This is a genomic window from Actinomyces sp. ZJ308 (genome assembly GCF_011752065.1).
In the GTDB taxonomy this organism is placed as follows: Bacteria; Actinomycetota; Actinomycetes; order Actinomycetales; family Actinomycetaceae; genus Actinomyces.
In genome coordinates this window covers 82,329-99,666 of the sequence record NZ_JAAIJY010000009.1, presented here as the reverse complement: position 1 = coordinate 99,666, position 17,338 = coordinate 82,329, and the positions used below count along the sequence as shown (strand labels likewise).

Genomic DNA, 17,338 nt, shown 5'->3' with positions numbered 1-17,338 from the left:
GCCTCAGCGCCTGGAGCGAGCCGTCTCCTGCGGGATCCGGGGCCGTCTGGGCACTCGGGGAGAGTCGGGCTCCGCCGTCGTCGACTTCGTCATGGTCGGCGCACTCGTCATCATCGTGTTCGTGGCGCTCCTCCAGGTCGCCCTGGGGGTATACGCGCGCAACGTCCTCACCGATGCCGCCGGCGACGGGGCCCGCCGGGCCGCTCTGGTCGGAGGTACGGAGGCCGAGGCCCGCCAGCGGGTGCAGGTCCTGTCCGACGCCGCACTGCGTCGCGGCTACGTGGACACCGTCACCGTCTCCCGCGTCCCCTCCGGTGATCTGACGATCGTTGAGGTAACGGTGAAAGCCCCCTTTCCGGTTCTGGGACTCTTCGGCCCCGGAGGGACGCTGACGGCCACGGGGCACGCGGTCGACGAGTCCTCCCTCATCCGGGAGAGGTGAGTACGAGTGATTGCCGTGCCCTTCTCCAAAGTCCCCAGACTCCCCGTTGTCTCTGTCATCTCTGTCTTCTCCCGGGCCTCGGTGGAGGGGCGTGCCCGCTTGATCGGGCGGCTGGGGCGGCGCTCCGCCCTGTGGCTGCGAGGCGTTGTCGGCGGTGGCGGTCGGGGCGGCTGGAGGCTGGCGCGCCGGGAGGAGGGCAACGCCATCGTCGAGTTCATCGGCTGGAGCGCCGTCCTGGTGGTGCCCGTCCTCTACCTCGTGGTCACACTCGCCCAGATCCAGGCCACGACCTTCGCCGTTGCCTCGGCGGCCGACGCCGCCAGTCGGGTCCTGGAGGTCGATGACTCGCCCTCCGCCATGGACAAGGCCCGGGTGGCGACGGGGTTGGCCCTGTCCGACCAGGGTGTCGACGCCGATCCGGCCGGGTCCCTGTCGGTGGCCTGTGCTCGCGGCTGTGCTCGCGGTCAGGCCGCGATCGTCAAGGTCGCGGTCGGCGTGGACCTGCCGGGTTTCGCCTCCCTGGGTATCGGCCGTGACGTCGTCGTCGTGGACGCCGAACGGGCCATCACCCTGCCGGGCAAGGAGGAGCAGTGAGAGGAGCAGCGGGCGCAGGGCAGAGCATCAGGCCTCAGCGCCTCAGGGCCGTTCTTCAATGGGCCGGGGCGCTGACGCGTCGGCTTCGCCGGGAGGAGGACGGTCAGACGCTACTGCTGGGAGTCGGGCTCATCTGCGTCGTCCTCGCACTGCTGTTCGTCGCGGCCTCGGCCACCGCCGTCTACCTCGACCTCAAGACCCTCACCTCGCTGGCTGACTCGGCCGCGGCCGCGGGTGCGGACGGGGTGGACGGGAACCCGTACTACGAGGGTGAGGGGATCGACGGAACCGATACAGTACCCGGCGCTCTGACCGACGCCGCGGTGAGCACCAACGCTGCCGCCGACCTGTCCTCCCAGCCCGCAGCGGCCAGGCTGGAGGGGATCACGATCGTCAGCGCCCGAGCCGCCAACGGCCGCACCGCCGTCGTGACGCTCCAGGCCCGTTCCCGCCCGCCCTTCCTGCCCTGGGGGATCGTCCCTGCCGACGGCTTCACCATCACCGCCACCGGATCGGCCCGGATGACGACGACGCAGTGAGCCGGCGGGACTCACCGCGTCGTAGCGGACTGTTGGGTGGTGGTCGGTGAAGGAGCAGGCTGGGGCTCCGAGCCGTCAGGCCTGCTCGACGAAGCCTGTCGGGACGATGGGGGAGTGGCGCCGGCGAAGGTTCATCCGGGCCCTCAGCTCCTCCTTCTGCCGGCGGGAGAGCTGGGCGATGTAGGCCCGCTTCACCGTGAACAGGATGTTGATGCCCACCAGGAGGTAGAAGGCGTTGGCGATGACGCTGGGCCAGGCCCCGGAGTTCGCGCAGTTGATGGTCAGCAGCACGGAGCCGGTGATGTTGAGGGCCTGGTACTTGAGCGAATCGCCCGCGATCGTGCCCTTGGAGACCAGGAAGTAGGCCACGAGGAGCTCAGCGGCACCGATCCAGCCGCCGATAGAGATGAGGGAGGAGAGCACGTCGTTCACGGAACCGATTCTTGACTCCGTGCAGATGAAGGTCAATCGCATCTCTCTGCATGAGGGATGTAGATTTGCTTCATGCAGGTACTACCTCAGAGGCTCTCGGTTCTCTTGGCCGTCCACCGTGCCGGAGGAGTCGTCGCAGCGGCAGATATCCTTCACATCACGCCCTCTGCCGTCTCCCAGCAGATTCGTCTGCTGGAGCGCGAGTGCGGTGCTCGGGTCCTGGACCGCGCGCCCACCGGTGCCGTCCTGACCGCGGCCGGGAGGGTCCTGGCGGAGGCGGCCGAGCGCATCGAGGACGAGCTGACCACCGTGCGCCGGGAGCTGGCGGACCTGGACGACTCCGTCCCCTCCGGTGTGGTGCGGGTGGGCAGCTTCGCCTCCGCGGTCCGTGCGCTCCTGCTGCCCCTGCTGTCGTCGCTAGCGACCACCAGCCCGGAGCTGGAGGTGATCGTCGAGGAGGTCGAGGAGCGCAACGCCCTGTCCCGGCTGCGCCGCGGCGAGCTCGACCTGGTCCTCATCGAGCGCGACGAGCACACGCTGCCTCCCGCCCCCCGGGGCATGACTGACGTCCCGCTGCTGGACGAGTCCTGGCTCGTCGTCGTCCCGGCCGAGCAGGCGACTCCCTCCACCTTGGCGGACCTGGTCCGCGCCACGTGGATCGACCTGGCTCCGGGGACCGCGGGCGCCTTCGCCCTGGACCGCCTCGAGCGCCAGCTGGGCACACCGCTGACGATGCGGCACATCGCCTACGACTACGACGTCGTCCTGGCCATGGTCAGCCAGGGCCTGGGATGTGCGCTCCTGCCCGAGCTGGCCGTCTACTCCGGGCTCGTCCCGGACGAGCTGAGCGTGGTGCGCCTGCCCGGGCTGGGCGTGCGCCAGCTGGTGGTGCGTCACCGCTCGACCCGCACCGAGCCGGGCCCGGCGACGCGCGCGGTTCTCGAGGCGCTGCTCACCCAGGCCCAGGGGCTCGAGCTGGGGTGAGGCTTGACGGCGGACGTCCCAGCAGCTCACGACCCGGCGTGCTGGACCGGCCCCGGCGACGCCCCCGGTGCGTTCTGCCGTAGACTCCCCTTCGTGGCCACTGACTTCTCCGCCGAGATCGAACGACTCCGACACACCTACGCCTCCATCGCCGCGGTGACCGACCCCGAGGCCCTGCGTGCCCGCATCGCCGAGCTCTCCGAGCAGGCCTCCGCCCCTGACCTGTGGGACGACCCCGACTCCGCCCAGGTGGTCACCTCCGCCCTGTCCCACGCCCAGGCCGACCTCAAGCGGGTCGAGAGCCTGGGGGAGCGCATCGAGGACCTCGAGGCCATGGTCGAGCTCGCCGGCGAGGAGGAGGGCGACGACGCCGCCGAGATCCTCGCCGAGGCCGAGTCGGACCTGAACGCCATCGGCAAGGACCTATCCGACCTGGAGATCCGCACGCTGCTGAGCGGCGAGTACGACCCGCGCGACGCCGTCGTCACGATCCGCTCCGGCGCGGGCGGCGTGGACGCCGCCGACTTCGCCGAGATGCTGCTGCGCATGTACACCCGCTGGGCCGAGCGCCACGAGTACCCCGTCAAGGTCCTCAACACCTCCTACGCCGAGGAGGCGGGTCTGAAGTCGGTCACCTTCGAGGTCCACGCCCCCTACGCCTACGGGACCCTGAGCGTCGAGGGCGGCACGCACCGCCTGGTGCGCATCAGCCCCTTCGACAACCAGGGGCGGCGCCAGACCTCCTTCGCCGCTGTCGAGGTCATCCCGCTCATCGAGTCCACCGACCACATCGACATCCCCGAGACCGACATCCGCATCGACGTCTTCCGCTCCTCGGGACCCGGCGGCCAGAGCGTCAACACCACCGACTCCGCCGTGCGCATCACCCACCTGCCCACGGGCCTGGTGGTCTCCATGCAGGACGAGAAGTCCCAGATCCAGAACCGCGCCGCCGCCATGCGCGTCCTCCAGTCGCGACTGCTCCTGCTCAAGCAGCAGGAGGAGGACGCCAAGAAGAAGGAGCTCGCCGGGGACGTCAAGGCCTCCTGGGGTGACCAGATGCGCTCCTACGTCCTCAACCCCTACCAGATGGTCAAGGACCTGCGGACCAACTTCGAGGTCGGCAACCCCGACTCGGTGTTCGACGGCGATATCGACGGCTTCATCGACGCCGGTATCCGCTGGCGCAAGCAGCAGGAGACCGCCGAGGACTGAGTGAGACGATTCTCCGAAGGGTCTTCAGAGGCTCTCCGGAGGCATTGCCATTATCAGGGATCCCCCGGAGGGATCCCTGATTTCTTTTCCGGCGGCCCCTGGTTCTCGTGTTCTGCGATTGAGAGGGCTATACGGTGGGCGTACCGTGAATTTCATGAGCGCATCACACGGAAAACCTCAGTCAGTGCAGGCCTCGGCAACATTATCCTCCCTCGAGTCCTCGAATCTCGATGAATATCGATCGGATCGAGATGGTCGACTATTATTGGGCGGCAAGTTCCTGCGTGTTGCGATTGCGGTTGGTGTGATGTTCGCATGCGCGCTCACGCCGGCATTATTGAAGCAGATTCCCGCTATTCAGGCTTTTGCTATGGCCCACGAGAATCCTGATGGCGTGTTGGAGTCCATCGAGGTGAGTGCTTGCGTGCTGCTGATACACGGGTCGGCAACGCTGCTCGCTCTTGCCCTGTGCGGTCTCCTGCGCCGCACACTGGATCGGGGCCGGCGTGTCAGGTTGGGCCTGGAGATCAATCGTCACGTCCTGCTCTGGCTGGCCGGGATGGTTCTGGCCGCGCTCGTCGTGGATCTCGCAGCGGCCGGCTTCGTCCAGGTGCTCGGTGTTGCAGGTGGCGAGCAGCCCGCGTCCACGGGGCCGGCGTGGCTCGTCGCCGTGGAGTCCTTCTCCATAGCATTCCTCCTCCAGGGTATTCCCGAGGAGATCATCTGGAGGGGCTGGCTCTTCTCCTCACTGGGTGAGAGGCGGTTCGCGGCGGTTGCGAGCGTTCTGGGATTCACCGCCCTCCACCTCTTCTCCCAGGGAGGCCAGCAGAACCTGTTGGAGCGCATCACGTATCTCGCCCTGCCGTGCGGATTCGCGATAACCGCGTTGATCGTTCGGTTCATCTCGGGGTCGACCTGGGCCGCGATCGGCGTGCACGGAGGATTTCATGTGGTGAATTACTACGTCTCGGGCTCTCTGCGCCTGCCCGGTGGATCGGTGACGTGGATTCTCCAGGGCCTGCTCTGGGCCGCGGTCGGTCTTCTCATTCTCGCGGTCCATCGCCGTCGTCGGATACCGGCATCGTCCTTGCCAGGGACCTGAGCCGAGCCCATCGCGTGCACCGTCTCACCTCCGCCGTCGTCGCCATGGCGCAGGGGCTCCCTTAGGCTTGGCCACGGTGCGCACGGACGGGACCGACCGGTCGCCGTCGTCGCGCAGAACCTCCGCTCACACCCTGACGAAAGGCGCAGACGAGCAGTGGCTGAGTACATCTACCAGATGATCAAGGCGCGCAAGGCCCACGGCGACAAGGTCATCCTCGACGACGTCACCATGGCCTTCCTCCCCGGGGCCAAGATCGGCATGGTCGGCCCCAACGGCGCCGGCAAGTCCTCCATCCTCAAGATCATGGCCGGCATCGACCAGCCCTCCAACGGCGAGGCCCGCCTGACTCCCGGCTACAGCGTCGGCATCCTCCTCCAGGAGCCCCCGATCAACGAGGACAAGACAGTGCTCGGCAACGTCGAGGAGGGCGTCGCCGAGATCAAGTCCAAGCTGGACCGCTACAACGAGATCAGCGCCGCCATGGCGGACCCGGACGCCGACTTCGACGCCCTCATGGCGGAGATGGGCACCCTCCAGGACGCCCTGGACGCCGCCAACGCCTGGGACCTCGACTCCCAGCTGGAGCAGGCCATGGACGCCCTGCGCTGCCCCCCGCCGGACGCCGAGGTCAAGAACCTCTCCGGTGGTGAGCGCCGCCGCGTAGCCCTGTGCAAGCTGCTCCTGGAGGCTCCGGACCTGCTCCTGCTGGACGAGCCCACCAACCACCTCGACGCCGAGTCCGTGCTCTGGCTCGAGCAGCACCTGGCCAGCTACCAGGGCGCCGTCATCGCCGTCACCCACGACCGCTACTTCCTCGACCACGTCGCCCAGTGGATCGCCGAGGTCGACCGCGGCCACCTCTACCCCTACGAGGGCAACTACTCCACCTACCTGGAGACCAAGGAGAAGCGTCTCGAGGTCCAGGGCAAGAAGGACGCCAAGCTCGCCAAGCGCCTCAAGGAGGAGCTCGAGTGGGTGCGCTCCTCCGCCAAGGGGCGCCAGGCCAAGTCCAAGGCCCGTCTGGCCCGCTACGAGGAGATGGCCGCCGAGGCCGAGCGCACCCGCAAGCTCGACTTCGAGGAGATCCAGATCCCGCCGGGGCCCCGCCTGGGCAACCAGGTCCTGGAGGCCACCAACCTCAACAAGGGCTTCGACGGACGCACCCTCATCGACGGGCTCTCCTTCACCCTGCCTCGCAACGGCATTGTCGGGGTCGTCGGCCCCAACGGCGTCGGGAAATCCACCCTGTTCAAGACCATCGTGGGCCTGGAGCCGCTCGACGGCGGAGACCTCAAGATCGGCCAGACCGTCAAGCTCTCCTACGTCGACCAGTCCCGCGCGGGCATCGACCCCAAGAAGACCCTGTGGGAGGTCGTCTCCGACGGGCTGGACTACATTCAGGTGGGCAACGTGGAGATGCCCTCGCGCGCCTACGTCGCATCCTTCGGGTTCAAGGGCGCCGACCAGCAGAAGCCGGCCGGTGTCCTCTCCGGCGGTGAGCGCAACCGCCTCAACCTGGCCCTGACCCTCAAGCAGGGCGGCAACCTCATCCTCCTGGACGAGCCCACCAACGACCTCGACGTCGAGACCCTGGGGTCGCTGGAGAACGCCCTGCTGGAGTTCCCCGGCTGCGCCGTGGTCATCACCCACGACCGCTGGTTCCTCGACCGAGTGGCCACCCACATCCTCGCCTGGGAGGGAACCGATGAGGACCCGGCCAGCTGGTACTGGTTCGAGGGCAACTTCGCCTCCTATGAGGAGAACAAGGTCGAGCGCCTCGGACCGGAGGCGGCCCGCCCCCACCGGGTGACCTACAGGAAGCTCACTCGCGACTGAGCGCTGGGCGATCGACCTGCTCGATCCGCCATCTTCAGACAGAGACGCCTTTCCCCAGCCGACTGACCGGGGAAAGGCGTCTCTGTTATGGACAATGAGGGCGTCGCGTCATGGTGCTGGAAGCTGCTGTCGCCGGAGATCCGGAGTAATTCACCAAGAGTGGTGGCGCCGGCGTTGGTGCGACCGGATGCAGAAAATTGAACACTATAGCGGTTGGGGTAGATGTTCGTCAAGGGGGATTGACCGCTCTGGTGAGGTTCTTAAGGTGGATTTTAAGGTTTTTTCAGGCGGCGACCTCATGTGATCGTGGTCGTCGCCTTGAGTACTCCTCCACTTTGAAAGGACAATCGTCATGGGTGCGTCAATGGCTCGCCGTATCGCAAGCGCCGGCTCACTTATCATGCTCGCCGCCGGTGCTCTCCTGATTCCGACGTCGACAGCAAGTGCCGCCACGAGAGACGGGGTCTGTGACCCGGGAGAGTTCTGCCTCTACTACAACAGCAACGGGCAGGGGTCGGTCTCCGACTTCAACGGATCCATTCCCAACTATGGAAGTCGTCAGCCCAACTGCTATGAGTTCAAGGGGGCTGGCAATGGGCGAGGGAAGTGTGTGAAGAACAATGCGGCCTCGGTATGGAACAGGACGGGGACATCGGTGACGGTGTACTACAACTCCAACCACTCCGGGCGTAGTCAGGTAATTCCAAACGGCAGCTTGGTCAACCTGCAGCCCGGCCTCAAGAACGAGAACGCGTCGCACTCAGTCAACTACGACAGGGTGTGCATGAATGGGGTGTGTGCATTCTAGTCCTTGTGAGGATTTGTTGTGACGGTGGCGTCGGTCGGATCTGAGGATGTCGATCGGCGCCACTCTCATAGTAAACACCCCGATTGCGTCTCACTCGTCTTGCCTGACAACAATGACCGTGCTTAGAGTGCCTGTTGGGAGGTGTCGCGATGAGTGGGAAGGCACCAGAGCTCATTCCCGAAGGCGGTGTCATAGGGAGGCTCCCGTTCGATGGGTGGTGGCTGACCGAGGTCAGTCCCACGCGCCGCGTCCCGAGCCACGGGACCGACCTGTTCGGCACCACCTACGCCTTCGACTTCGTCGCCGTCGACGATGAAGGACGCACTGCCCCCACGCGCAGCCTGCGCACGGTCTTCGCAACTGAGCCTCCGGAGCTCTTCTACGCCTTCGGGCGCCCCCTGTACTCGCCTATGGCAGGAACGGTGGTGTCCGTCCACGACGGCGAACCCGATCACGAGGCACGTCGCTCGATGCTCACGCTCATCCCGTACGGGCTGAGCCAGCCCCGGCGAATTCGGCAGGGACTGGCCACCATCCTGGGAAACCACGTCATCGTCCAGGTCGCAGAAAGTGCTCATTACGTTGGACTCGTGCACCTTCAGCGAGGTTCCCTCCAGGTGTCGCCCGGTGACCGAGTGCGTGCTGGTGACCAGATCGGCAGATGCGGCAACTCCGGGAACTCCACGCAGCCCCATCTCCACATCCAGGCGATGGACAGCCTTGATCTCCATGCCGCGAAAGGGGTGCCGCTCCGTTTCGACGAGTTCCAGCAACGCAGCCCGAAGCAAAGCGGCCCGTCGTCGTTGCACGAGCGGACCTGTCCCGAGCAGGGGGCGATCATCAGCCGGCTCTGATGGGATGCCTTGGAGTCACCTCAGAGCCGGTGGCTCGCCATGCGTCTTGGGGCTGCGGCGGCCTGATTGAGGCGAGCAGCGGAGAATGAGCCCGCGGGTTGGCACGCTGGTCCTGATCGGGGACGTACTTTCTCCGCGAGGACTGCGTTCTCCCGCAGGTGACTTGGGGCTGACCACAGTCGTCTGCGGGAGAAGTACGTCCTGGAGGGGAATCGCAGTCCTCGATCCTCATGGCCATCCCCTTCCGATGTCAGAACGGATAACGTTGCTCGAACCATGCAACTACCGTGTCGAGATGAGGGGGCCGGCCAAGGAAGTGCTGGCCACCCTCGATCTGGACGAGTTCGACCCCGGGTGCGCTGACGAACCGGCCGAGGGCTTCCAGAGAGACCACTTCATCCTGGTCGCCGCGAATAATCCAGCTGGGAATGTCCAGCCTCGCCGGATGCTTTTCGACGAAGCGCAGGTAGGGGCACTCGAGCACTCCACGAGGCGTGTCGATCACGGTCTCTGCCTCCAGCTGTCCATCGGTCACCGAGTACTTGGCCATCATGTCCCGGATGTAGTACTCGAGGTCAAGGAGCGGCGACACCAGCCAAGCGCGTTCGAAGGTCCCGGCAGGCGTGTCGCACAAGGAGAAGTAGGCCCCAATGCTGTTCGCGAGCAGACCGACCTCGGTCGACTGGCTGTGGGCCAACCGTGCGAACGCCCTCACCTCGGGGCTCACCACCATGGCGTTGAACGCGTGGGCGATTGTCTGTGAGAATAATGCAGCACTCGAGGCGATGCACCACGGTGCGCTGTACTGTCGAGAGTACTGCGAGGATTATTCATAGCAGTCTCCGCTACCTTTCTTGAACTGCGATGGGTGTGCGGACTCTGGTGTCCACAGAAATGACATTGAAGCGGTCATGGCGGGTGCGACGCTGGTAAATCGTTGGAATTACGCCGATCCGTCGACTCGAATCCAGGTGTTGAGGCCCCAATGTCATTTCTGTGGACACAACAGCGGCATGACCTGGGCCGTCCGTGTGATTCTTGGCCACTGAGTCCCGCCGTGAGCGTTGCGGTCGGGAGCGAGACTCCGGTTCGAGCCTTCAAGGTACGGACTCGGCGTCTCCGTTACCCCTTCGAACGCGGTGTCCCCTGTACCCAGCACGGGCAAGATCACTCATGGCCAGCCCCGTGAATAAGCCTTTGCGCGTGGGCATATCTGCCCGATCAGGGGGCGATCATCAGTCGAAATGATTGGAACCTCAAGCGAACCATGCCGTGGCACCGTGAATGACAGCAGCGATTGACGGACCGATGATCATCGCTGTTTCTCTGCGCCGGATGCCGATGCCGACGTCGATGACCTGAACCGTCATCGCAGCCATGAGGATCAGCCTCACGGTACTGATGTCTGAGGCGACGGTGAACGGAGCGACTGCGGTGATGACACCGAGCGGAACCGCCCGGGCCGCATACATCTGAGCGAAGAACCGCTCACCGGCACTGACCTCTCGCGACTTGCTCATCATGTGAGGCCGGAAGACGACCAGTAGCGACGACGCCGTGCTGATTGCCGCTGCGATGGCGTTGAGAACCGGTAGCACGGTAGGTAGCACGGCAGTCACCGCCTTGAATCGTTTGAGACGATGGAGATGGATGCGCAGAGAGTCAGCCGGGAATCGGGCTGCCGTCGTCGCCCTCGGCAACGCGAACCCGCCAACGGCCCGAGCCGCCGTCGGGCTCGGAGTCGGTGGGCATGCGAACCATGCCCTCCTGGGCGATGGTCGACACGAGCCTGCCCGACGAGTCGAAGACCTGGGCGCGGGCCATCCCGCGACCGCCCTGTGAGGAGGGGGAGTCCTGAACGAACAGCAACCAGTCGCCCATGTCGACGTCCCGGTGGAACCACTGGGTGTGGTCCAGAGTCGCCAGGCTCATGCCCTCACTGCGCCAGGACAGCCCCTGGCTGCGCAACACCGGCTCCAGCATCACCTGGTCGCACACGTAGGCCAGCAGTGCCCGGTGCACGGTCTGAGGGGTCTGCTCCGGGATGCGGCTGCGTGAGCGCATCCACAGGTGCTGGATGTTGCTCCGCTCCTTGCTCGGGCGCAGGTAGAGATTGCCCTCCACGTGCCTGAGGTCGAAGGCCGCCGTGCGTCCCAGAAAGCGCGCCACCGGGTGGTCGATGGTGCGGAAGATCTCCAGGGCGCTCGTCAGCTCCTCCGGGAGCGGAACCGAAGGGGCGGTGACGTGGATACTGGCGCCCTCCTGCTCCTCCTGGAAGGAGGTGAGCATCGTGAGGATCGGCGTGCTCTCCTGGGAGGCGGCGGTGCGCCGCTGAGAGAAGGACCGCCCGTCGTGCAGTCGCTCGACGGCGAAGCTGATCGGCTTGTCCGGCTGACCGCCCCGCATGAAGAAGGCGTGGACCGAGTGCGGCAGGCGCTCTCCGTCGCCATCATCCTCGACCGTGGCGGCCGCCGCGAGCATGCCCTGGGCCACTACCTGGCCCCCGTAGACCCGGCCCGACAGCTGCGGCAGGGAGCTGCCGGTGAAGACATCCTCCCCGTCACCCGCCGCCAGGCTGAGAACCCGGGTCACCGAGCCGAGGGGCTCCTCCGTGGCGGCGGGGACGGGATAGGGGGTTGTCACAGACCGAGCTCCTCCAGGATCGGCAGCTGGGCGCGCACGGATGCACGAGCGTCCTCGGCGGTGGCGGAGGCGATGGCGATCCTCGCCAGCTCCCGGCACTCGTCGAGCGTGATGGACTTCAGGACGGCGTCGACGTCCGGTAGCGCGCGTGCCGTCATCGACAGCGAGGCGACGCCCAGACCCACGAGCACGGCGGCCAGCGCCGGGTCCGCGGCGGCCTCACCGCACACGCCCACCGGGCGTCCCTTGGGGGATGCCCCCTCGCACGCCGTGCCGATCAGGCGCAGCACCGCCGGCTGCCAGGCCGTGGACAGGTCCGCCAGCGAGGACAGCAGACGGTCGGCCGCCATGACGTACTGGGTGAGGTCGTTGGTGCCCACGGAGGCGAAGTCCGCGTGCTCGAAGAGCTTGTCCGCCATGAGCGCGGCCGAGGGCACCTCGATCATCATGCCGGCCGTCTTCAACCCGTAGGAGCGGGCCTTCTCCGTGAACGCCTTGGCCTCGTCGGCCGTGGAGATCATCGGGGCCATGACCCACACCTTGGCCTCGGTGGCCGCCTCGGCCTTGGCCAGCGCCTCGAGCTGGTGCTCCAGGACCTCGGGGTCGCGGCGCGTGGTCCGGTAGGCGCGTACGCCGAGAGCCGGGTTGGCCTCGGTGGCGTCGGTCAGGAACGGCAGCGGCTTGTCGGCTCCGGCGTCGAGCGTGCGCACGACGACCTTCTTGCCGGGGAAGGCCGCCAGGACCCCTTGGTAGGCCTCCACCTGGGCCTCCACCGTGGGCTCCTCGGGCTGGTCGAGGAAGCAGAACTCGGTGCGGAACAGGCCGATGCCCATGGCTCCGGCCTCCGCGGCACTGCGGGCGCCGGCCGCGTCGCCGACATTGGCCAGCAGCTGGACCTCGTGACCGTCCTTGGTGGCTCCGTCGCCGTTGAAGACGCGTACGCGTGAGGCGAGCTCCCGAGCCCGGCGCAGGGCGTCCTCGGACGGATTGATGGTGATGGTTCCCTTGGTGCCGTCCACCAGGACGATATCGCCCTCGGCCAGCGCGTCGGTGACCTCCTCACCGGTGCCGACGATCGCCGGCATGCCCAGGGCGCGCGCCAGGATCGCGGTGTGGGAGGTGGGCCCGCCCTCGGAGGTGATGAAGGCGATGACCTTCTCCGGGTCCAGCAGCGCGGTGTCCGCCGGGGCCAGGTCCGTGGCCACGAGCACGAAGGGCTCGGGCAGGCGGGGGATGCCCGGCATGGGGGACTCGGTCAGGACGGCGACGATGCGGTCGCGCACGTCCTGCACGTCCCGGGTGCGCTCGGCCATGTAGCCGCCCAGGGACTCCAGCATGGTGGCCAGTGTCCCCGCGGACTCCCACACGGCCCGCTCGGGGACCAGGCGCTTCTCGCGCACCATGGCCTGCGCCGTTGAGGTCAGGGTGGGGTCGGCCGCCATCTGCGCGGTGGTCTCAAGGAGCGTGCGGGCCTCGGCCTTGGCCTCGGCGGCGGACAGCTCCAGGCCCTTCTTGACCTGCTGGGCCGCCAGCGCAATGCGCTCGCACTCCTTCTCGATGTCTCGGCTGGGCTCGAGGGTGGCGATCTCGGGCTCGGGAATAGGGGGCGCCATCCTGGCGACGGGGCCGGCCACAAGGCCAGGGCTCACACCGATGCCGGACAGGGTTGTGGAAGTGGTGTCGGACGCTGTCATGTGGTGCTCCTCATCGGAGACGAAAGGGGATCATCGCTCATTGTGCCCCGACTACGGCCTGAATGAGACGTTTCCGCCAGGGGAATAACGATCTCCTCTGTGGCGCCGTCAAGGCGTCTATCGCGTTCCCGTAAGGTTACGCGAGGGAACGTCGTTGAGCGAGGAGGGCCCTGCGGTGGGGCCGCCTCTCGTCTCGGGCGGCGGAGTCCCTTCAGTGTCCCTTCAGTCCCCTCACGGTCTCGCCTCCGTCCCGACCTGACTCCTTGGCCGCGAACGGCGTGGAGGTGGGATAAAGTGATCGTGACCACGAAGGACCGTAGCCGCCCGACCGACCGCATGACAGACGGGGATTGCGCGAGGACGGGGAACCGAGAAGGAGTAGCCATGAGCACTGCATCAGACATCGTCGCCGGTCTTGGCGGCCAGGAGAACATCACCGATCTCGAACCGTGTATCACGCGTCTGCGCGTGGAGGTCGCCGACCAGGCGAAGGTCGATGAGGAGGCGCTGCGGGCGGCCGGCGCCTTCGGCGTGGTGCGTTCCGGCCGCGTCGTTCAGGTCGTCGTCGGCCCGACGGCGGACACCCTCGCCTCAGAGATCGCCTCCCTCTGACCCCGATCCGTCATCAGGCGGTCGGCGGATCGCCCGACTCGAGCACCCACATGCTTGAGCCGGGCGATGTCTCTGGCCGGACGGCGTCGGGGCGGGCCGGCGGCCCACTGACTGCCCGTCCGTTCAACCGACGGTGCGGTCCTCGACACACGCATCGGGGTCATCATCCTCATCGGCACGATCCCGGGGCGCCGTGGTGAAACAGTTGCAGCAAAACGTCAGCGGACACGGTGCGGCAGGGTGCACAACCGTCAGCCGCTAGGGCACACTTGGACACTGCTAGTCCTCCTAGCGCCTGCGTCCCGTTCCAGCCCACCAGGCCCCTGCGGGCTGACGGCGGAGCGCAACCCTGCTCCACGGCACTCCACCGCACATCTGCTCACGCAAGGCTGACCCACGCACATGAACGAGTTCAACGACGACCAGCTACCTGCTTCTGAGAGCCTCAAGCACCTCGCTGAGGCGCATGGCGTCTCCACCGAGTACTGGGACTACCACGGCAACCTTGCCTCGCCCTCAAGCGCCACCCTCAAGGCCGTGCTCACCGCGCTCGGTGTGAGTGCGCGCACCGACGAGGAGATCGAGCGTTCCCTACGAGAGGTCGAGGACGCTCCTTGGCGGCACACGCTCGCCCCCACCGTCGTCACGCGCGGTGGTGTGGAGTCCACCGTCCCCGTCTACGTTCCCGACGGCGCCAAGGTGCGGGTGCGCGTCGAGCTCGAGGACGGTGAGGTTCGCGAGCTGACCCAGACCGAGGACTGGACGGTTCCCCGTGAGGTCGACGGGATCAAGCGCGGTCGCGCCTCCTTCATCCTGGGAGCCGACCTTCCCCTGGGCTGGCATCGGCTCATCGCCGAGGTCAGCCCCGGCTCGGACTCCATCGACCAGGCGGCTCTGCAGGGGGCGCACGCCGCCCCGCCGACTGACGGTCAGGCGGAGACGGTCACGGTGACCTCGGCCCTCGCCGTCACTCCCAACCACCTCGATCTGCCCAAGTCCCTGGGGGATCGTGGCTGGGGCGTCATGACCCAGCTCTACTCGATCCGCTCGCGGGGCTCATGGGGGACCGGTGACACCGACGACCTCACCGAGCTCGCCTCCTTCCTGGGGGACCAGGGGGCCGACTTCCTGCTCATCAATCCGCTGCACGCCGCCGAGCCCGTGGCGCCGATGACCCCCTCGCCCTACCTGCCGGTCACCCGTCGCTTCGTCAACCCGCTCTACATCCGGCCCGAGAGCATTCCGGAGGTCGGCCGGCTGTCGGGCCCCAAGCGCTCCTTGGTGCAGTGGGCCTTCGAGGAGGTCAAGGACAGCGACCTGAGCGCCGAGCCGATAGACCGCGATGCGGTGTGGAAGGCCAAGCGCGAGGCCCTCGAGGTCATCTTCGCAGCCGGCCGCTCCTACTCCCGCCAGCGTGACTTCGAGCGTTTCCGCGCCGAGCAGGGCGAGGGGCTGGAGCGCTTCGCCCTGTGGAGCGCGCTGGTGGAGAAGCACGGCCCTCTGGAGACGTGGCCCGCCACTCTGCGTGAGGCTGACTCCGCCTACGTCGCCAATGAGGCGCGCATGCTGGCCGAGCGCATCGACTTCTTCGCCTGGCTGCAGTGGGTCGTGGACGAGCAGCTGGCTCGCGCCCAGTCCGAGGCCCTGGCCTCGGGAATGGCTCTGGGCATCATGGACGACCTCGCCGTGGGCGTGCACTCGCAGGGCGCGGACGTGTGGTCCAACCCGGAGGCCTTCGCCTCGGGAGTCACCGTGGGCGCCCCGCCGGACATGTACAACCAGCAGGGCCAGAACTGGTCCCAGCCGCCGTGGAACCCCGAGTACCTGGCGCGCTCCGCCTACGCCCCTCTGCGTGACATGGTGCGCACAGTGCTGCGTCACGCCGGAGCGCTGCGAGTGGACCACGTCATCGGCCTGTTCCGCCTGTGGTGGATCCCTGAGGGAATGGGTGCCGATCGAGGTGCCTACGTGCGTTACGACCATGAGGCCATGCTCGGCGTCGTCCTCCTGGAGGCCTACCGGGCCGGCGCCGTGGTCATCGGTGAGGACCTGGGAACCGTGGAGCCCTGGGCCCGCGACTACCTGGCCAGCCGTGGTGTGCTGGGGACCAGCGTGCTGTGGTTCGAGAAGCAGCACGATGGTTGGCCCCTCCAGCCCCAGGACTACCGTCACCTGGCTCTGTCCACGGTCAACACTCACGACCTCCCCCCGACCGCAGGCTACCTCGCCGACGAGCACGTCGAGCTGCGTGAGCGTCTCGGCCTGCTCACCGAGCCGGTTGAGCAGGTGCGCACCGAGGCGCGCATCGAGCGTGACCGGATGACGGCCCGGCTGCGCGAGCACGGCCTGCTGGGGGACGCTCCCACTGAGCGCCAGGTGGTTGAGGCTCTGCACCGTTACGTGGTGCGCACCCCCTCGGTGCTGGTTGGCATCGCCTTGGTCGACGGCGTGGGGGAGCGGCGGGCCCAGAACCAGCCCGGTACCGACCAGGAGTACCCCAACTGGAGGATCCCCCTGGCCGACGGTGCGGGCGAGGTCGTCCTGGTCGACGACCTGCCCGAGAACGCCCGCCTGGGCAGTCTTCTGTCCGTCGTGCGCGACGAGATGGCGTCTCAGGACTGAGAACCGGTCGCCGACCAGGTCCAAGGTCGATGACACGATGATGTGGTCCCCAGCAGTCGGGCGGACTGCTGGGGACCAGTCTCCATCACCTCGGTCTCGAGATGGCGGCTGTATCGTGCCCGTCGCCTCGGCGGCGGTCCCTGGTGAGATCGATTCGAGCCGGACGAGGCCGGGGGCGATCGGCCCTACACCCAGGTCACAAGCGCTTCGCCGGCTGTGACCCTGCGGCCGGGCAGGGTCTGCTCCATCGTGGACTCGTCGCCCTCCAGGGCGATGACGGGGACGATCGGGTTGAGACCGTCGGCCTCGACCCGAGCGGGGGACCAGGTGATGACGGGCTGACCGGCGTCGACCGCCTCGCCCTCACTGGCCAGCAGGGTGAAGCCGTTTCCTCCCAGGCTCACGGTGTCCAGGCCCAGGTGGACCAGGACGCTGTGGCCGTCGTCGTCGGTGATGACGTAGGCGTGCGGGTGGATCTTCGCGATGGTTCCGCTGATCGGCGCCAGGGCGCTGATGTCGTCGCTGTTGGCGCGGTCCGGGGTGACGGCCACTCCCGGGCCCACGATCCGGCCGGAGAAGACGGGGTCGGGGACGTCGTCGAGGGCGACGACGACGCCGGTCACCGGGGACCGGACGGCCAGGCTCACCGCAGGTCCTCGATGTCCTCCGCGATCGTGTCGGCGTTGGGACCGACGACGACCTGCACGATCTTACCGAGCTTGACGACTCCGTGCGCGCCCGCGGCCTTCAGGGCGGGCTCGTCCACGAGAGTGCCGTCCTCGAGCTCGCAGCGCAGGCGCGTGATGCAGGGCTCGATCTCAACGATGTTGTCGAATCCGCCGAGGGCGTCGACGATGCTCTGGGCCTGGGACATGGGTTCCTCCTGGGTCTGCCCGGTCGGGTGCCGGGCTCGGGTGGGTGGTAGTGCCGAGGTGGAGTGGTCAGAGTGGTCAGGAAG

At 67.2% G+C, this 17,338-nt stretch carries 18 protein-coding genes; 11 read left to right on the top strand and 7 right to left on the bottom strand.

Annotation, left to right across the window (positions count from 1 at the left end; all coding sequences use genetic code 11):
* The first annotated feature begins 10 nt into the window (after positions 1-10).
* From HCR68_RS06025 to HCR68_RS06015, 3 genes are all read left to right on the top strand, one after another.
* Complete coding sequence (locus tag HCR68_RS06025) at positions 11-442, top strand: TadE/TadG family type IV pilus assembly protein (RefSeq protein WP_347878310.1); 432 nt, start codon at positions 11-13, stop codon at positions 440-442.
* 135 nt (positions 443-577) lie between these two features.
* Positions 578-1,036, top strand: a complete 459-nt coding sequence (locus HCR68_RS06020) for a hypothetical protein (protein WP_243858965.1) — start codon at positions 578-580, stop codon at positions 1,034-1,036.
* Between the two features lie 26 nt (positions 1,037-1,062).
* A complete protein-coding gene (locus HCR68_RS06015; RefSeq protein ID WP_167147623.1) occupies positions 1,063-1,575 on the top strand; it encodes a glycosyltransferase in 513 nt (170 codons plus the stop codon).
* 75 nt (positions 1,576-1,650) lie between these two features.
* Here the strand turns inward: HCR68_RS06015 and HCR68_RS06010 are convergent, their stop codons facing one another.
* The gene (locus HCR68_RS06010; protein ID WP_208320517.1) at positions 1,651-2,007 is read right to left on the bottom strand and encodes a hypothetical protein; all 357 of its coding nucleotides are present in this window, start codon (positions 2,005-2,007) and stop codon (positions 1,651-1,653) included.
* Positions 2,008-2,079: 72 nt separating this feature from the next.
* Between HCR68_RS06010 and HCR68_RS06005 the strand changes: the two genes are divergently transcribed.
* The 6 genes from HCR68_RS06005 (at position 2,080) to HCR68_RS05980 (ending at position 8,809) form a co-directional block, all read left to right on the top strand.
* A complete protein-coding gene (locus HCR68_RS06005; RefSeq protein ID WP_167147536.1) occupies positions 2,080-2,991 on the top strand; it encodes a LysR family transcriptional regulator in 912 nt (303 codons plus the stop codon).
* A 93-nt stretch (positions 2,992-3,084) separates the two neighbouring features.
* A complete protein-coding gene (gene prfB, locus HCR68_RS06000; RefSeq protein WP_167147533.1) occupies positions 3,085-4,206 on the top strand; it encodes a peptide chain release factor 2 in 1,122 nt (373 codons plus the stop codon).
* A 154-nt stretch (positions 4,207-4,360) separates the two neighbouring features.
* A complete protein-coding gene (locus HCR68_RS05995; protein ID WP_347878308.1) occupies positions 4,361-5,308 on the top strand; it encodes a CPBP family intramembrane glutamic endopeptidase in 948 nt (315 codons plus the stop codon).
* A gap of 156 nt (positions 5,309-5,464) precedes the next feature.
* On the top strand, positions 5,465-7,147 hold the full coding sequence (gene ettA / locus HCR68_RS05990; RefSeq protein WP_167147531.1) for an energy-dependent translational throttle protein EttA: 1,683 nt from the start codon (positions 5,465-5,467) through the stop codon (positions 7,145-7,147).
* Between the two features lie 352 nt (positions 7,148-7,499).
* Positions 7,500-7,955 carry a peptidase inhibitor family I36 protein gene (locus HCR68_RS05985; RefSeq protein ID WP_208320516.1) on the top strand — a complete coding sequence of 152 codons (456 nt, stop codon included), beginning with the start codon at positions 7,500-7,502 and terminating at the stop codon, positions 7,953-7,955.
* Positions 7,956-8,104: 149 nt separating this feature from the next.
* Positions 8,105-8,809, top strand: coding sequence for a M23 family metallopeptidase (locus tag HCR68_RS05980; RefSeq protein WP_167147528.1), 705 nt, complete (start codon positions 8,105-8,107; stop codon positions 8,807-8,809).
* Between the two features lie 250 nt (positions 8,810-9,059).
* Here the strand turns inward: HCR68_RS05980 and HCR68_RS05975 are convergent, their stop codons facing one another.
* From HCR68_RS05975 to ptsP, 4 genes are all read right to left on the bottom strand, one after another.
* A complete protein-coding gene (locus HCR68_RS05975) occupies positions 9,060-9,536 on the bottom strand; it encodes a hypothetical protein (protein WP_243858963.1) in 477 nt (158 codons plus the stop codon).
* 529 nt (positions 9,537-10,065) lie between these two features.
* On the bottom strand, positions 10,066-10,419 hold the full coding sequence (locus tag HCR68_RS05970; protein ID WP_243858962.1) for a hypothetical protein: 354 nt from the start codon (positions 10,417-10,419) through the stop codon (positions 10,066-10,068).
* Positions 10,420-10,471: 52 nt separating this feature from the next.
* A complete protein-coding gene (locus HCR68_RS05965; RefSeq protein ID WP_167147525.1) occupies positions 10,472-11,452 on the bottom strand; it encodes an acyl-CoA thioesterase domain-containing protein in 981 nt (326 codons plus the stop codon).
* A complete protein-coding gene (gene ptsP, locus HCR68_RS05960; protein WP_167147523.1) occupies positions 11,449-13,146 on the bottom strand; it encodes a phosphoenolpyruvate--protein phosphotransferase in 1,698 nt (565 codons plus the stop codon). Before ptsP ends, HCR68_RS05965 begins: the two co-directional genes overlap by 4 nt.
* Before the next feature lie 336 nt (positions 13,147-13,482).
* On the opposite strand from ptsP, the gene HCR68_RS05955 reads away from it, so the two are divergent.
* Positions 13,483-13,758 carry a PTS glucose/sucrose transporter subunit IIB gene (locus tag HCR68_RS05955; protein WP_167147520.1) on the top strand — a complete coding sequence of 92 codons (276 nt, stop codon included), beginning with the start codon at positions 13,483-13,485 and terminating at the stop codon, positions 13,756-13,758.
* A gap of 402 nt (positions 13,759-14,160) precedes the next feature.
* Positions 14,161-16,380: a 4-alpha-glucanotransferase gene (malQ, locus tag HCR68_RS05950; RefSeq protein WP_167147517.1), complete on the top strand. Its 2,220-nt coding sequence runs from the start codon at positions 14,161-14,163 to the stop codon at positions 16,378-16,380.
* A 185-nt stretch (positions 16,381-16,565) separates the two neighbouring features.
* Here malQ and HCR68_RS05945 read toward each other — a convergent pair whose 3' ends face one another.
* Both HCR68_RS05945 and HCR68_RS05940 read right to left on the bottom strand, forming a co-directional pair.
* Positions 16,566-17,027 (bottom strand): PTS glucose transporter subunit IIA, encoded by a 462-nt coding sequence (locus HCR68_RS05945; RefSeq protein ID WP_167147514.1) that lies wholly within the window; start codon positions 17,025-17,027, stop codon positions 16,566-16,568.
* A complete protein-coding gene (locus HCR68_RS05940; RefSeq protein ID WP_167147512.1) occupies positions 17,024-17,254 on the bottom strand; it encodes a PTS glucose/sucrose transporter subunit IIB in 231 nt (76 codons plus the stop codon). Before HCR68_RS05940 ends, HCR68_RS05945 begins: the two co-directional genes overlap by 4 nt.
* Between the last annotated feature and the right edge of the window lie 84 nt (positions 17,255-17,338).

Bases quoted from the DNA above. Each gene is read 5' to 3' on its own strand.
- HCR68_RS05955 (WP_167147520.1), top strand. From the start codon at position 13,483: ATGACAGACGGGGATTGCGCGAGGACGGGGAACCGAGAAGGAGTAGCC.
- HCR68_RS05995 (WP_347878308.1), top strand. From the start codon at position 4,361: ATGAGCGCATCACACGGAAAACCTCAGTCAGTGCAGGCCTCGGCAACA.
- HCR68_RS05940 (WP_167147512.1), bottom strand. From the start codon at position 17,254: ATGTCCCAGGCCCAGAGCATCGTCGACGCCCTCGGCGGATTCGACAAC.
- malQ (WP_167147517.1), top strand. From the start codon at position 14,161: ATGAACGAGTTCAACGACGACCAGCTACCTGCTTCTGAGAGCCTCAAG.
- ptsP (WP_167147523.1), bottom strand. From the start codon at position 13,146: ATGACAGCGTCCGACACCACTTCCACAACCCTGTCCGGCATCGGTGTG.
- HCR68_RS05985 (WP_208320516.1), top strand. From the start codon at position 7,500: ATGGGTGCGTCAATGGCTCGCCGTATCGCAAGCGCCGGCTCACTTATC.
- HCR68_RS05980 (WP_167147528.1), top strand. From the start codon at position 8,105: ATGAGTGGGAAGGCACCAGAGCTCATTCCCGAAGGCGGTGTCATAGGG.
- HCR68_RS06005 (WP_167147536.1), top strand. From the start codon at position 2,080: ATGCAGGTACTACCTCAGAGGCTCTCGGTTCTCTTGGCCGTCCACCGT.